Annotated in this window: 14 protein-coding genes; 8 read left to right on the top strand and 6 right to left on the bottom strand. The window is 38.9% G+C overall.

Annotation, left to right across the window (positions count from 1 at the left end):
• Positions 1 to 23 precede the first annotated feature (23 nt).
• The 4 genes from CYK18_RS02950 to CYK18_RS02935 all read left to right on the top strand — a co-directional run bounded on the left by CYK18_RS02950 (position 24) and on the right by CYK18_RS02935 (position 4,201).
• Entirely contained in the window at positions 24 to 341 is a 318-nt protein-coding gene (locus CYK18_RS02950; RefSeq protein WP_001078320.1) for a PTS lactose/cellobiose transporter subunit IIA, read from the top strand.
• Positions 341 to 2,032, top strand: a complete 1,692-nt coding sequence (locus CYK18_RS02945; RefSeq protein ID WP_101784952.1) for a lactose-specific PTS transporter subunit EIIC — start codon at positions 341 to 343, stop codon at positions 2,030 to 2,032. The genes CYK18_RS02950 and CYK18_RS02945 overlap by 1 nt, the downstream gene beginning before the upstream one ends.
• A gap of 462 nt (positions 2,033 to 2,494) precedes the next feature.
• Positions 2,495 to 3,901 (top strand): 6-phospho-beta-galactosidase, encoded by a 1,407-nt coding sequence (gene lacG, locus CYK18_RS02940; protein ID WP_101784950.1) that lies wholly within the window; start codon positions 2,495 to 2,497, stop codon positions 3,899 to 3,901.
• Positions 3,902 to 3,967: 66 nt separating this feature from the next.
• Entirely contained in the window at positions 3,968 to 4,201 is a 234-nt protein-coding gene (locus tag CYK18_RS02935) for a DUF3884 family protein (protein WP_257960161.1), read from the top strand.
• Between the two features lie 104 nt (positions 4,202 to 4,305).
• On the opposite strand, the gene CYK18_RS02930 is transcribed toward CYK18_RS02935, so the two are convergent.
• The 4 genes from CYK18_RS02930 to nrdH form a co-directional block, all read right to left on the bottom strand.
• Entirely contained in the window at positions 4,306 to 5,073 is a 768-nt protein-coding gene (locus CYK18_RS02930) for a DeoR/GlpR family DNA-binding transcription regulator (RefSeq protein ID WP_000917572.1), read from the bottom strand.
• 142 nt (positions 5,074 to 5,215) lie between these two features.
• Positions 5,216 to 6,178: a class 1b ribonucleoside-diphosphate reductase subunit beta gene (gene nrdF, locus CYK18_RS02925; protein WP_033683563.1), complete on the bottom strand. Its 963-nt coding sequence runs from the start codon at positions 6,176 to 6,178 to the stop codon at positions 5,216 to 5,218.
• Between the two features lie 188 nt (positions 6,179 to 6,366).
• Positions 6,367 to 8,526: a class 1b ribonucleoside-diphosphate reductase subunit alpha gene (nrdE, locus tag CYK18_RS02920; RefSeq protein WP_101784947.1), complete on the bottom strand. Its 2,160-nt coding sequence runs from the start codon at positions 8,524 to 8,526 to the stop codon at positions 6,367 to 6,369.
• A gap of 80 nt (positions 8,527 to 8,606) precedes the next feature.
• On the bottom strand, positions 8,607 to 8,825 hold the full coding sequence (nrdH, locus tag CYK18_RS02915; protein WP_000259243.1) for a glutaredoxin-like protein NrdH: 219 nt from the start codon (positions 8,823 to 8,825) through the stop codon (positions 8,607 to 8,609).
• 349 nt (positions 8,826 to 9,174) lie between these two features.
• Between nrdH and CYK18_RS02910 the strand changes: the two genes are divergently transcribed.
• From CYK18_RS02910 to CYK18_RS02895, 4 genes are all read left to right on the top strand, one after another.
• A complete protein-coding gene (locus CYK18_RS02910) occupies positions 9,175 to 9,438 on the top strand; it encodes a phosphocarrier protein HPr (protein ID WP_000146947.1) in 264 nt (87 codons plus the stop codon).
• A 5-nt stretch (positions 9,439 to 9,443) separates the two neighbouring features.
• Positions 9,444 to 11,177, top strand: coding sequence for a phosphoenolpyruvate--protein phosphotransferase (gene ptsP, locus CYK18_RS02905; protein ID WP_004241506.1), 1,734 nt, complete (start codon positions 9,444 to 9,446; stop codon positions 11,175 to 11,177).
• A gap of 133 nt (positions 11,178 to 11,310) precedes the next feature.
• On the top strand, positions 11,311 to 11,805 hold the full coding sequence (locus CYK18_RS02900) for a YkgJ family cysteine cluster protein (protein WP_000031471.1): 495 nt from the start codon (positions 11,311 to 11,313) through the stop codon (positions 11,803 to 11,805).
• A gap of 57 nt (positions 11,806 to 11,862) precedes the next feature.
• Positions 11,863 to 12,402 (top strand): ClbS/DfsB family four-helix bundle protein, encoded by a 540-nt coding sequence (locus tag CYK18_RS02895; protein ID WP_101784945.1) that lies wholly within the window; start codon positions 11,863 to 11,865, stop codon positions 12,400 to 12,402.
• A gap of 203 nt (positions 12,403 to 12,605) precedes the next feature.
• Here the strand turns inward: CYK18_RS02895 and dhaQ are convergent, their stop codons facing one another.
• Both dhaQ and dhaS read right to left on the bottom strand, forming a co-directional pair.
• Positions 12,606 to 13,595 (bottom strand): DhaKLM operon coactivator DhaQ, encoded by a 990-nt coding sequence (dhaQ, locus tag CYK18_RS02890; RefSeq protein WP_101784943.1) that lies wholly within the window; start codon positions 13,593 to 13,595, stop codon positions 12,606 to 12,608.
• A complete protein-coding gene (gene dhaS, locus CYK18_RS02885) occupies positions 13,592 to 14,122 on the bottom strand; it encodes a dihydroxyacetone kinase transcriptional activator DhaS (RefSeq protein WP_101784941.1) in 531 nt (176 codons plus the stop codon). The genes dhaQ and dhaS overlap by 4 nt, the downstream gene beginning before the upstream one ends.
• Positions 14,123 to 14,166 lie beyond the last annotated feature (44 nt).

Raw genomic sequence — 14,166 nt, 5'->3', positions numbered from 1 at the left:
AACTATATAAGGAGAATTCTATCATGAATAGAGAAGAAGTAACATTGTTAGGTTTTGAAATCGTAGCCTATGCTGGCGATGCTCGTTCAAAACTATTGGAAGCCTTGAAAGCTGCTGAAGCTGGCGATTTTGCGAAAGCAGATAGCTTAGTCGAGGAAGCTGGTTCTTGCATTGCAGAGGCTCACCACGCGCAAACAAGTCTATTGGCTAAGGAAGCTTCAGGTGAGGACTTAGCCTATAGTGTAACCATGATGCATGGCCAAGACCACTTGATGACAACTATCTTATTAAAAGATTTGATGCACCATTTAATTGAACTCTACAAGAGAGGAGTTAAGTAATGAATAAATTAATTGCATTTATTGAGAAAGGAAAGCCTTTCTTTGAGAAACTATCTCGTAATATCTACCTTCGTGCCATTCGTGATGGTTTCATTGCAGGTATGCCTGTTATTCTCTTCTCAAGTATCTTTATCTTAATCGCCTTTGTACCAAACTCATGGGGCTTTAAATGGTCTGATGAAGTTGTAGCTTTTCTGATGAAACCTTACAGCTATTCAATGGGGATTCTAGCTCTCTTGGTAGCTGGTACAACAGCTAAATCACTGACCGACTCAGTAAATCGTAGCATGGAGAAAACCAATCAAATCAACTATATGTCAACATTGTTGGCAGCAATTGTTGGTTTGTTGATGTTGGCAGCTGATCCTATCGAAAATGGCCTAGCTACTGGATTCTTGGGGACAAAAGGTTTGCTTTCAGCCTTCCTTGCTGCCTTTGTTACTGTAGCCATCTATAAGGTTTGTGTTAAGAACAACGTCACTATTCGTATGCCTGACGAAGTTCCACCTAATATCTCACAAGTTTTTAAAGATGTGATTCCATTCACTCTATCAGTTGTTTCTCTTTATGCTCTTGATTTACTAGCTCGTCATTTTGTTGGTGCAAGCGTAGCTGAATCAATCGGTAAATTCTTTGCACCATTATTCTCTGCTGCTGATGGTTATCTAGGTATTACGATTATCTTTGGTGCCTTTGCTTTCTTCTGGTTTGTTGGTATCCATGGTCCATCTATCGTTGAACCAGCTATCGTAGCTATTACCTATGCCAATGCCGAAGTCAACTTGAACCTTCTCCAACAAGGTATGCACGCTGACAAGATTCTTACTTCTGGTACACAAATGTTTATCGTTACCATGGGTGGTACTGGTGCGACACTGGTTGTTCCATTCATGTTCATGTGGTTAACAAAATCTAAACGTAACCGTGCAATCGGTCGTGCTTCAGTAGTTCCAACTTTCTTTGGTGTAAATGAACCAATCTTGTTTGGTGCACCACTTGTTTTGAATCCAATCTTCTTCATTCCATTTATCTTTGCTCCTATCGCAAACGTTTGGATCTTTAAATTCTTCATTGAAACTCTTGGAATGAATTCATTTACTGCTAATCTACCATGGACAACCCCAGCTCCACTAGGTCTAGTTCTTGGTACGAACTTCCAAGTTCTATCATTCATTCTTGCTGCTCTTCTAATCGTGGTTGACGTAGTCATTTACTATCCATTCCTTAAAGTCTATGATGAACAAATTCTTGAAGAAGAACGTTCAGGTAAGTCTAATGATGAATTGAAAGAAAAAGTTGCTGCAAACTTCAATACTGCGAAAGCAGATGCTATTCTTGAAAAAGCGGGTGTAGAAGCAACACAAAATACCATCACTGAAGAAACAAATGTCCTCGTTCTCTGTGCTGGTGGAGGTACAAGTGGACTTCTTGCAAATGCTTTGAATAAGGCAGCAGCAGAATACAATGTCCCTGTGAAAGCAGCAGCAGGAGGCTATGGTGCTCACCGTGAAATGTTGCCAGAGTTTGATCTTGTTATCCTTGCCCCTCAAGTTGCTTCAAACTTTGAAGATATGAAAGCAGAAACAGATAAACTCGGTATTAAACTTGCCAAGACAGAAGGCGCTCAATACATCAAATTAACTCGTGATGGAAAAGGTGCTCTTGCATTCGTACAAGCTCAATTCGATTAACGATAGGGACTGTGAAACAGTCTCCTCTCGTTACGGAAATCGCTATGGCGAATTTCCTAATCGCCTTGTTAATTCGTCGGTAAAAAGATATCGTTTTTACCTCCTCATGTCACAATTCGATTAAGGCTAGGGACTGTGAAACAGTCTCCTCTCGTTACGAAAATCGCTATGGCGAATTTCCTAATCGCCTTGTTAATTCGTCGGTAAAAAGATATCATTTTTACCTCCTCCTGTCACAATTCGATTAACGATAGGGACTCTGAAATAGTCTCCTCTCGTTACGGAAATCGCTATGGCGAATTTCCTAATCGCCTTATTAATTCGTCGGTAAAAAGATATCGTTTTTACCTCCTCATGTCACAATTTGGTGACTCGGTACAAGAAGTGAGATGGAGAAGGATGGCTCACTGACTCCTCTCCTCTCACTTTTACTTTATTTAAATCAAGAAATAGGTGAAAAAAATGACAAAAACACTTCCAAAAGACTTTATTTTTGGTGGCGCAACAGCTGCTTATCAAGCAGAAGGTGCTACACATACTGATGGTAAAGGACCAGTAGCGTGGGATAAATATCTTGAAGATAACTACTGGTACACTGCAGAACCAGCCAGTGATTTTTACAATCGATATCCAGTTGACCTCAAGCTAGCAGAAGAGTATGGTGTCAATGGCATTCGAATTTCTATTGCTTGGTCACGTATTTTCCCAACAGGCTACGGTCAAGTAAATGCTAAAGGTGTTGAGTTTTATCATAATTTATTTGCAGAGTGTCACAAACGTCATGTTGAGCCCTTTGTAACTCTTCATCACTTTGACACGCCAGAAGCTCTCCACTCAAATGGAGACTTCTTAAATCGTGAAAATATCGAACACTTTGTAGATTACGCTGCCTTCTGTTTTGAAGAATTCCCAGAAGTTAACTTTTGGACAACCTTTAATGAAATCGGGCCAATTGGTGATGGTCAATACTTGGTTGGGAAATTCCCTCCAGGTATTCAGTACGACCTTGCCAAAGTTTTCCAATCGCACCACAATATGATGGTGTCTCATGCACGCGCGGTAAAATTGTATAAAGAGAAAGGCTATAAAGGAGAAATTGGTGTTGTTCATGCTTTGCCAACCAAGTATCCTTTGGATCCTAAAAATCCAGCAGATGTTCGTGCGGCTGAGTTGGAAGATATTATTCACAATAAATTTATCTTGGATGCAACTTATCTTGGACACTATTCAGATGAAACGATGGAAGGTGTTAACCATATTTTATCAGTTGATGGTGGTAGCTTAGATCTTCGTGAAGAAGATTTCGAAGTATTGGAAGCTGCAAAAGACTTGAATGACTTCCTTGGAATTAATTACTATATGAGTGACTGGATGGAAGCCTTTGATGGCGAAACAGAAATTATCCATAATGGTAAGGGTGAGAAAGGAAGCTCTAAATACCAAATCAAAGGTGTTGGTCGTCGTGTAGCTCCTGATTATGTACCACGTACGGACTGGGATTGGATCATCTACCCTCAGGGTTTGTATGACCAAATCATGCGCGTGAAGAAAGATTATCCGAACTATAAGAAAATCTACATCACAGAAAATGGACTTGGTTATAAAGATGAGTTCGTTGATAACACTGTTTACGATGATGGCCGTATTGATTACGTGAAACAACACTTGGAAGTATTATCTGATGCTATTGCAGATGGAGCGAATGTAAAGGGGTACTTCATTTGGTCATTAATGGATGTCTTCTCATGGTCAAACGGTTATGAAAAACGCTACGGTCTCTTCTATGTAGACTTTGAAACTCAAGAACGTTATCCTAAGAAATCAGCTCACTGGTATAAGAAAGTAGCGGAAACTCAAGTAATTGAGTAGTAGAATGAGTAATTAGATATAGAATTTTAGTGAGGCAAAAAGATGTTCAAAGATTTTATCTAATCTATTTATGAAAAAGTTTATATTATAAATTTTGATAAATGTTCTCAAATACCTTGTTTGACTAATGAGGAGCTGAAAAAACTTGGGAAATGGTATGTCTCTACCGGTAAAGAATGGATTTGCCATTCAGACTATGAGCTGGAAGAATTTAAAAATATCTTTTTAAATTTTATCAGTCTTGAAGAACGGGATAATATCTCCTTTGATTCAGATTTTATGCCGTTTCAACAATCATAAAGAATTTAGGAAACTCTTTGTAAAAATCTTCATCAAAAAATGCGTCATATCAAGATTCTTATTTTCTTGATATGACGCATTTTATATTTTATCAATCCTCAGTTTTATGGTTTAGAAAGAATAATTTTTGTTTGTTTTGAAAGTTGTTCAAACGTTTCTTTGCTCAGTTTAGAGTCTGAAACGATTGTATCAATATCTGAGATATTGTAGAAGGTGTAAAAATCAAACTTATTGAACTTACTATTGTCAGCTAGTAAGTATTTTTTATTGGAATTATTGAGGGCGATTCGTTGAGATTCACCTTCCTCTTCACTAAAGGTCGCAATCGCATTGTCCTTAATACCATTACAGCTAACGAAAGCTTTAGAAAATTGGAGATTGGCTAAGTTTTGCAAGGTTAGTGTTCCCACAAAGGCTCCAGTGATAGAGCGATAGTTGCCACCAATTAAAATCAAATCTGTTAGTTTTCGTTCGTTTAGAATGAGAAAGACTGGTAAACTGTTTGTTACAACACGAATATTATCGATTGGAAGTTCACGGGCAAAAGATTCCAAGGTTGTCCCTGGACCGATAAAAATGGTTTCCCCTTCATCGATTAAATGACCTGCAAAACGGCTAATTTCTTGTTTTTCTGCGATTTGTAAGCTTTGTTTTTCAATATTGGAACGTTCATTGTTTAAAATGGAGCCTGTACGAATTTTTTCAGCTCCTCCATGCACACGAACAAGTAAATCCTTGTCAGCCAACTCTTGTAAGTAGCGTCTAGCAGTCATATCTGATACATCTAAGCGAGCCATGATTTCTTTTACAGTAATAGTTCCCTTTGTATTTACCGTTTCTAGAATATTATCTAGTTTTTCCTGCTTTAACATCGTTATCACCTCTATTTCTATTACTATTTTATCATAAAGTATTCAATCAATCAATTTAAAAAACAAAAGAAAACAAAAACAAAAATATCATGGTTGTTTTAAACAAACCATGATATTTGTTATCACTTCTGAAATTGTTGACTTAGTCTAAACCGTAGTTGTAGTCATCGTCTTGCATGGCTTCAACTTCGCCAAGAAGATAACCATTTCCGACTTGAGAGAAGAAGTCGTGGTTAGATGTTCCTGTTGAAATACCGTTCATAACGATTGGGTTGACATCATCTGCTGAGTCTGGGAAGAGTGGATCTTGTCCCAGGTTCATGAGTGCCTTGTTAGCATTGTAGCGAAGGAAGGTTTTAACTTCTTCCGTCCAACCAACACCGTCATAGAGGCTTTCTGTATAGCCTTCTTCATTTTCATAAAGAGTGTAGAGCAGGTCGTACATCCATTCTTTAAGTTTTTCTTGCTCTTCTTCAGGCAATTCATTGAAACCGAGTTGGAATTTATATCCAATGTAGGTTCCGTGAACTGACTCATCACGAATAATCAGTTTGATGATTTCCGCAACGTTGGCTAGCTTGTTGTTACCAAGATAGTAGAGGGGAGTGAAGAAACCAGAGTAGAAGAGGAAGGTTTCAAGGAAAACGCTGGCAACTTTCTTTTCTAGAGGGCTACCGTTGAGGTAGATTTCGTTGACAATCTCAGCCTTCTTTTGTAGGTAAGGATTGGTATTGGTCCATTCGAAAATTTCTTCAATCTCAGCCTTGGTATTCAGGGTAGAGAAGATAGAAGAGTAAGATTTTGCGTGGACAGATTCCATAAATTGGATGTTATTGAAAACAGCTTCCTCATGCGGTGTACGGATGTCTGAGCGAAGGGCTTGAACTCCAGTTTCAGATTGCATAGTGTCGAGAAGGGTTAAACCACCAAAGACTTTTCCAACCAAATCTTTCTCTTTGTTAGATAGCTTTCTCCAGTCGTCTAGGTCATTTGACAAGGGGATACGTGTATCGAGCCAGAATTGCTCCGTCAGTTTTTCCCAAGTTGATTTGTCGATGACATCTTCGATGGCATTCCAGTTAATGGCTTTGTAGTAAGTTTCCATTTGAAATCTCTTTCTGTGTTTAATATTGCGAACTCACAATTATTTCTATTTTATCATAATTCCAGAGGAGTATCGCACAAAAAGTCGGAAGCCCGACTTTTTGTTATTTCATAGTATAGATGCTTATTCCAGCTTAGCATGGTGAATAAATCACTAATCTGAGAAAATGTAGTTTCCTCAAGCAAAGATTAAATCACACAGCTTTCACATTGGTTGGCACCGACTTCTCCACCGTCGTCAGTAAAGGTACGGACGTAGTAGATAGACTTGATACCCTTGTTAAAGGCATAGTTACGAAGGATAGATAAGTCACGTGTCGTTTGTTTGTTTTCTTTCTTCCATTCATAAAGACCTTTTGGAATGTCACTACGCATGAAGAGGGTGAGTGAAAGTCCTTGGTCCACGTGCTCAGTCGCAGCAGCATAAACATCGATCACCTTACGCATATCCATGTCATAGGCAGAAGTGTAGTAAGGAATAGTATCTGTTGACAAACCAGCAGCAGGGTAGTAGATTTTACCGATTTTCTTCTCTTGGCGTTCTTCGATACGTTGCGTAATCGGGTGGATAGAAGCAGAAACGTCGTTGATATAGCTGATAGAACCATTTGGCGCTACAGCAAGGCGGTTTTGGTGGTAAAGACCATCTGCTTGAACCTTGTCGCGAAGTTCAGCCCAGTCAGCAGCACTTGGGATAAAGACATCTTTGAAGAGTTCTTTAACACGTTCTGATTTTGGAACAAATTCGCCAGTTACATACTTGTCGAAGTAGCTTCCGTTAGCATAGTCTGATTTTTCAAAGTTGTGGAAGGTGATACCACGTTCACGCGCGATATTGTTTGACTCAACCAAAGTCCAGTAGTTCATAAGCATAAAGTAGATGCTTGTAAACTCAACAGACTCAGGTGATCCATATTCAATCAATTGTTGGGCAAGGTAGCTGTGAAGTCCCATGGCACCAAGACCAAAGGTATGAGCTTGGCTATTTCCATGGTCGATAGTAGGTACAGCTACGATGTGTGAACTGTCTGTAACAAACGTAAGGGCACGAACCATAGCACGGATAGAACGACCAAAGTCAGGTGAAGTCATCATGTTGACCACGTTGGTTGAACCAAGGTTACATGAAACGTCTGTTCCCATTTGAAGGAATTCTTGAGCATCGTTGATCAAACTTGGTTCTTGAACTTGAAGAATCTCAGAACACAAGTTACTCATGATAATCTTACCATCAACAGGATTTGCACGGTTAGCCGTATCAATGTTGACGACATAAGGGTAACCAGACTCTTGTTGCAATTTAGAAATTTCCGTTTCCAAATCGCGCGCTTTGATTTTTGTCTTGCGGATGTTTGGATTTGCGACCAATTCATCGTATTTTTCAGTGATGTCGATATAGTTGAATGGTACACCATATTCAAGTTCTACAGAATATGGGCTGAAGAGGTACATTTCTTCATTTTTACGAGCCAATTCGTAGAATTTATCTGGTACTACAACACCAAGTGAAAGGGTCTTTACACGAACTTTTTCATCAGCGTTTTCTTTCTTAGTTGAAAGGAAGGCGATGATATCTGGGTGAAAGACGTTGAGGTAGACAACACCAGCACCTTGACGTTGACCCAATTGGTTTGAGTAAGAGAAGCTGTCTTCAAAGAGTTTCATAACAGGTACGACTCCAGAAGCTGCTCCTTCATAGCCCTTGATAGGTGCACCAGCTTCACGAAGGTTGCTGAGAGAAATCCCCACACCACCACCGATACGTGAAAGTTGAAGAGCAGAGTTGATAGAACGTCCAATAGAGTTCATATCATCAGTCACTTGGATCAGGAAACATGATACCAATTCACCACGACGAGCACGTCCAGCATTCAAGAAGGAAGGTGTAGCTGGTTGGTAGCGTTGGTGGATGATTTCATTGGCGATATCAATTGCAACAGCTTCATTACCATCAGCGAAATAAAGGGCGTTAAAGAAGACACGGTCTTCCATACTTTCAAGATAGTATTCACCGTCGTTAGTCTTCAAAGAATATTGATTGTAAAATTTATAGGCAGCCATGAAAGACTTGAATTGGAAGTTTTGTTCTTTGATAAATTGAGACAATTCTTCCAAAAATTCTGGACGGTATTTCTTGATAAAGGCTGTTTCGATGTAGTTGTGTTCAATGAGGTAGTTGATTTTATCTTTGATTGAATCAAAAACCATAGTGTTTGGAACTACATTTTCTTTAAAGAAGGCATCCAAGGCTTCCTTATCTTTATGAAGCATGATTTGTCCATTAACAGGACGGTTGATTTCGTTATTGAGACGGAAGTAAGTCACGTCCTCAAGATGTTTTAATCCCATAAAATTTCCCTTATCTAATTACAAAAGAAAGGCTTCTAAGTTAGCCCTAGAAGCAGTTTCTTCTGGATGATGTACTAAGATTATGCTAATTGTTTCAATTTTCCTGGTTGGAAACCTGAAAAGACTTCAGTTGGTGTTTGGATAACAGGAGCTGCGCTGAAACCGAGCTCTTTAACTTGATCGATGTACTCAGGTTGCTCATCGAGATTGATTTCTTTATATTCAACGTTATTGCTGTCCAAGAAACGTTTGGTCATTTTACATTGGACACAGTTATTTTTAGAATAAACGGTTACCATTTTGTAACTCCTCTTTCAAAATAGATTACTTTCTTAGTATATCAGAAATTAAAATTTTGTCAACGATTTGAAACTAAATATAGTGGTCTGTTTTTGTACATAACTAAACAAAACACAATATGTAGTGTTTGTTTTGGGAAATAGTGATAATTCTCCTATAAGTTGTTTTTGGAAAACTATATCCTGTGTTTTGTTATCTAGAATAGAAGATTTTCAGGAAGTTATCTGAAAGGAAATCGAATAAATCCCATAAAATGCTTGAAAAAAATCCTAGAAGATGATATAATACCAAATTGTAAGGGTTATCACATATAACTCAAAAAAGAAAGAACAAAAGGAGAGTCAAACTATGGCTTCTAAAGATTTCCACGTAGTGGCAGAAACAGGTATTCACGCACGTCCAGCAACATTGTTGGTACAAACTGCTAGCAAATTTGCTTCAGATATCACTCTTGAGTACAAAGGTAAATCAGTTAACCTTAAATCAATTATGGGTGTTATGAGTCTTGGTGTTGGCCAAGGTGCTGACGTAACTATCTCAGCTGAAGGTGCAGATGCAGATGACGCTATCGCTGCAATCTCAGAAACAATGGAAAAAGAAGGATTGGCATAAGGAAAATGACAGAAATGCTTAAAGGAATCGCAGCATCTGATGGTGTTGCAGTTGCAAAAGCATATCTACTCGTTCAACCGGATTTGTCATTCGAGACTGTTTCAGTCGAAGATACAAACGCAGAAGAGGCTCGTTTGGATGTAGCTCTTGAAGCTTCTCAAAACGAGCTTTCTCTTATCCGTGAGAAAGCTGTAGGTACGCTTGGTGAAGAAGCGGCTCAAGTTTTTGACGCTCATTTGATGGTTCTTGCTGACCCAGAATTGATTGGTCAGATTAAAGAAACAATCCGTGCTAAGAAAGTCAACGCTGAAGCAGGTCTTAAAGAAGTGACTGACATGTTCATCACTATCTTTGAAGGCATGGAAGACAACCCATACATGCAAGAACGTGCAGCGGATATCCGCGACGTGACAAAACGTGTATTGGCAAACCTTCTTGGTAAAAAATTGCCAAACCCAGCTTCTATCAATGAAGAAGTAATCGTAATTGCGCATGACTTGACACCATCTGATACAGCTCAATTGGACAAAAACTTTGTAAAAGCTTTTGTAACAAATATCGGTGGACGTACAAGCCACTCAGCTATCATGGCACGTACACTTGAAATTGCAGCTGTATTGGGAACAAACAACATCACTGAAGTAGTGAAAGACGGTGATATCCTTGCCGTTAACGGAATTACTGGTGAAGTGATTATCAACCCAACAGATGAACAAGCGGCAGAATTTAAAGCAGCTGGTGAAGCTTATGCTAAACAAAAAGCTGAATGGGCACTTTTGAAAGATGCTCAAACAGTGACTGCTGACGGTAAACACTTCGAGTTGGCTGCTAACATCGGTACTCCAAAAGACGTTGAAGGTGTTAACAACAACGGTGCAGAAGCTGTTGGACTTTACCGTACAGAGTTCTTATACATGGATTCTCAAGACTTCCCAACAGAAGACGAACAGTATGAAGCATACAAGGCTGTTCTTGAGGGAATGAATGGTAAACCAGTGGTTGTTCGTACAATGGATATCGGTGGAGATAAGGAACTTCCTTACTTCGATATGCCACACGAAATGAACCCATTCCTTGGATTCCGTGCCCTTCGTATCTCTATTTCTGAAACTGGAGATGCAATGTTCCGTACACAAATCCGTGCCCTTCTTCGTGCTTCTGTTCATGGTCAATTGCGTATCATGTTCCCAATGGTTGCCCTTTTGAAAGAATTCCGTGCAGCTAAAGCAGTTTATGAAGAAGAAAAAGCAAACCTTCTTGCTGAAGGTGTTGCAGTTGCGGATGACATCCAAGTTGGTATCATGATTGAAATCCCTGCAGCAGCAATGCTTGCAGACCAATTTGCAAAAGAAGTAGACTTCATGTCAATTGGTACAAACGACTTAATCCAATACTCAATGGCAGCAGACCGTATGAACGAGCAAGTTTCATACCTTTACCAACCATATAACCCATCAATCCTTCGCTTGATCAACAACGTTATCAAGGCAGCTCACGCTGAAGGTAAATGGGCTGGTATGTGTGGTGAGATGGCTGGCGATCAAAAAGCTGTTCCACTTCTTGTCGGAATGGGCTTGGATGAGTTCTCTATGTCAGCAACATCAGTCCTTCGTACACGTAGTTTGATGAAGAAATTGGACACTGCTAAGATGGAAGAGTACGCTAACCGTGCCCTTACAGAGTGTTCAACAATGGAAGAAGTTCTTGAACTTCAAAAAGAATACGTTAATTTCGATTAATGTGATTAACCTTGTAACCTAGTTGCAAGGTTTTTTGACGCATTTTGGAAAAGTATAGTCCTATAAAGTCCACTTTTCAATGGTTCAGAGGCATGGTATAATAGGGGAAAGTAATTAGAATAAGAGAGAAACCATGTCTAAAGAAATTGATATTGAGTACTACCACCAGCTAGCCTTACAAAAGCAGAAGGAGCATCGAAAAGTTTTAGCCAATTTAAAGAAAAAGCCACCAAAAAATCTAGATAAGATAGCCCAGCAGATTCACGAGGAAGTCTTTGCGGAGATTGATTGCACTGCCTGTGCCAACTGTTGCAAGACATTGGGGCCTGACTTTAAAGAAGCGGATATTACACGAATCGCCAAGTATTTTAAGATGAAATTACCTGCTTTTGAAGCGGAGTTTCTGCAGGTAGATGAAGATGGCGATAAGGTTTTTAAATCCATGCCTTGTCCCTTTCTAGGAGGAGATAATCTCTGTTCTATCTATGATGTTCGTCCAAAGGCCTGTCGTGAATTTCCCCATACGGACCGTAAAAAGATCCATCAAATCAACCATCTGACGATTAAGAATACCTTGACCTGTCCAGCGGCCTATCTCTTTGTGGAGAAATTAAAGGATAAGTTGTAGAGATTTAAAGGATAAAAAATCTCTAATAATAACTAGTAATATGAAGGGAGAACTCCTGTGCCTAGACCGAAAACAAAAGAGGAACTAGTATTATCCTCTAAGGAAAATTATGAAAATCTCAATCGGTTCATCTCCCAACTAAGTGAAGATGAGCTACAGACTCCATTTGATTTTTCAAGAGACCCAAAGAAAAAAGAAGCTCACTGGAAAAGGGATAAAAATCTACGGGATGTCTTGATCCATCTTTATGAATGGCAGCAGTTACTTTTGACTTGGGTACATTCCAATCAAAAAGGTCACGAAAGACCTTTTCTCCCTGAACCTTATAATTGGAAAACTTATGGACAAATGAATGTCGCTTTTTGGAAGAAGCACCAGAAAACCTCCTTAGAAGAAGCGACTAGACTCCTAGAACAATCACATAGAGAGGTTTTAGAGTTGATAGAAGTTTTTATCAATGACGAACTCTTTATCAAAGGTATCTATAAGTGGACGGGTGGGACAAGTCTAGGTTCCTATTTTGTCAGTAGCACGTCAAGCCACTATGATTGGGCTCTGAAAAAACTCAAAGCTCATCGGAAGAATTGTAAGGTATAGATGGCCTATTTGAAATAGAAAGAATGAGTTCTTTTAAACGTAATACTCTTCGAAAATCAAATTCAAACTGCGTCAACGTCGCCTTGCCGTACTCAAGTACAGCCTGCGGCTAGTTTCCTAGTTTGCTTTTTGATTTTCATTGAGTATAAGATAAAAGCAAAGGGCTACCAAGTGATGGAGCCCTTTTGATTTATACAAGCAAATTACCATGCAAAAGCTGTCGTTGGAGCATTGAGCGCTTCTAACCACTGTTTATTTTTTACGGGGCAAAGAGTTACGGATATACCTGCCATATCCAGACTGGTCATAAATGTTCCTGATTTTATAAAGGTAATAGTGACTCCTTCAATTTCTAAGAGTTGAAGGAGATCATTGATAAATATGCCCATTTCTAAGTTGCTGGTAGTGCCTAGATTATTTACAAGCAATATAAATTGATCACCCTTTTTCCAATGATAGTGCAATCTTAATTTACTTATAATTTCATTTGCCAGGATTTCCGATGATTGGAATGGGACGATACGATAGCCTTCTTCGCCATGTATCCCAATACCATAAGAAATATCTCCTTCTTCCAAGTTAAATAGTGGACGGGTGGCTTGGGGGAGACTGGCCGATTTCGTTGCAAAGCCAATTGTTGCGATTTCGGGAGCAAGTTCATGACCTAAATCAGTTAGTTGCTCGATGTCGGCACCATTTTGAGCTGCATATCCTAGAACTTTATGAAGTAAAATAGTCCCTGCAAGCCCTCTTCCTCTAATTTGAAATCTATTGTGAGGTTCAATGGAAATATCGTCGTGTGCTAGACTATAGCCGACCTTAATTCCTTCTTGTCTAGCAGTATTAATGGCCCAGCTAAATTCTTTGATGTCTGCTTCGAAATTTTTTACAATGATGAAGACACCGTGGCCATTGTTTAAAAAACGAATGGACTCTAAGATTTCAGTTCTTGTAGGAGGAGTAAATAATTGGCCATAGATAGCAGCAGTAAGCATTCCTTCTCCCACATATCCAATATGAGCAGGTTCGTGACCTGAACCTCCACCCGACAATATTGGAACCTGATGAGGATTGCGATTTTTTTGATAGACTAGTGGTAAAGTAGGGTGTTTTTCTAATTCAGGATGACTGCTGACAGTTGTCGAAATGTAACTTGAAATAATTTTCTGTTTATGATTTGAAATGAATGTCATTGTGGTCTCTTTCCAATAATTGTCATGATTAGAAAGTCTGGTTGTGGAACTGGACTTTTTTTATTGACGTAAACCTTCACGATTTCTGCTAGAGCATGTGAATGATAGTCTAACAAAAAACAAGTATAAGCAGATGAATCGATATCAATCTGACCGTATTCTCTTAAAATTTTTGATACAAGCAAGCGACAGTAGTTTATAAAGTGGTCATAGAAGTTATTTTGCCCTTGAATATCAAAAAGTTGAATATAAAAGTCACGCTCTTGTTCGAAATAAAGAAATAATTCTTGTAATAGTTTTTGGCCTGAAATGAAGTCCAAGTTATTGGTGATATACTCGGTTAAGTCATTTTCAAATATCCAGTCTAGCAGTTCATATTTGTCAAGAAAGTGATTATAAAAGGTCTGTCTACGAATGCCAGCTGATTCCATGATCTCTACAATAGAGATTTTGTCAAATTCTCTAGTAGCTAATAGGTCTCTAAATGCCTTGGCAATCCGTTTTTTTGTAATAAGTGATGATGCCATAGGAAGCCTTTCTTTTACTTACTTCATTTTACCAAAAAAATGTT

Source organism: Streptococcus mitis (assembly GCF_002860865.1).
GTDB lineage: Bacteria > Bacillota > Bacilli > Lactobacillales > Streptococcaceae > Streptococcus > Streptococcus mitis_AT.
This window is presented reverse-complemented; position numbering and strand designations above follow the sequence as displayed.

What these genes read in the sequence shown, in the direction of transcription:
- CYK18_RS02950 (WP_001078320.1), top strand. Translation starts at nt 24, where the DNA reads ATGAATAGAGAAGAAGTAACATTGTTAGGTTTTGAAATCGTAGCCTAT.
- CYK18_RS02945 (WP_101784952.1), top strand. Translation starts at nt 341, where the DNA reads ATGAATAAATTAATTGCATTTATTGAGAAAGGAAAGCCTTTCTTTGAG.
- lacG (WP_101784950.1), top strand. Translation starts at nt 2,495, where the DNA reads ATGACAAAAACACTTCCAAAAGACTTTATTTTTGGTGGCGCAACAGCT.
- CYK18_RS02930 (WP_000917572.1), bottom strand. Translation starts at nt 5,073, where the DNA reads ATGTTAAAGCAGGAAAAACTAGATAATATTCTAGAAACGGTAAATACA.
- nrdF (WP_033683563.1), bottom strand. Translation starts at nt 6,178, where the DNA reads ATGGAAACTTACTACAAAGCCATTAACTGGAATGCCATCGAAGATGTC.
- nrdE (WP_101784947.1), bottom strand. Translation starts at nt 8,526, where the DNA reads ATGGGATTAAAACATCTTGAGGACGTGACTTACTTCCGTCTCAATAAC.
- nrdH (WP_000259243.1), bottom strand. Translation starts at nt 8,825, where the DNA reads ATGGTAACCGTTTATTCTAAAAATAACTGTGTCCAATGTAAAATGACC.
- CYK18_RS02910 (WP_000146947.1), top strand. Translation starts at nt 9,175, where the DNA reads ATGGCTTCTAAAGATTTCCACGTAGTGGCAGAAACAGGTATTCACGCA.
- ptsP (WP_004241506.1), top strand. Translation starts at nt 9,444, where the DNA reads ATGACAGAAATGCTTAAAGGAATCGCAGCATCTGATGGTGTTGCAGTT.
- CYK18_RS02900 (WP_000031471.1), top strand. Translation starts at nt 11,311, where the DNA reads ATGTCTAAAGAAATTGATATTGAGTACTACCACCAGCTAGCCTTACAA.
- dhaQ (WP_101784943.1), bottom strand. Translation starts at nt 13,595, where the DNA reads ATGACATTCATTTCAAATCATAAACAGAAAATTATTTCAAGTTACATT.
- dhaS (WP_101784941.1), bottom strand. Translation starts at nt 14,122, where the DNA reads ATGGCATCATCACTTATTACAAAAAAACGGATTGCCAAGGCATTTAGA.